General features: G+C 68.0%; 1 protein-coding gene. It reads left to right on the top strand.

Features of this window, described 5'->3' with window-relative positions:
- Window positions 1–375 (top strand): hypothetical protein (locus AC0L2D_RS31835; protein ID WP_473544125.1); only part of this gene is annotated, 375 nt, incomplete at both ends.

Below are 375 nucleotides of genomic sequence, written 5' to 3'. Positions count from 1 at the left end.
CCGGCCGGCGCGCATGACCAGGTCTATGAAGCAGGTCTGGCGGCGGGTTCGGCGGCCGGCGACGGCAGCACGGTTGCAACAGGCACCTTCACGGTGTCGGACGCCGACGGGCTCGACGACGTGCAGAGCGTCACCATCGGCGGCGTCACGGTTGCCATTGGCAGCCTCAACGGTTCGGCCTTCCAGGGCGACCACGGCACGCTGCTGATCACCGGCTACAACCCGGCAACCGGCGTTGCGGCCTATCAGTACACGCTGACCAGCCCGACCACGGACGTTCCGGCAGTCACCGAGACCGACAGCTTCTCGCTCACCGTCTCTGACGGCACCTCGTCGTCGGCCCCGGCAGCCATCGTCATCGACATCGTCGACGAC

The organism is Mesorhizobium sp. WSM4833, assembly GCF_055811095.1.
The sequence above is the reverse complement of the archived record's forward strand: the minus strand, read 5'-3'. Positions and strand labels throughout refer to the sequence as shown.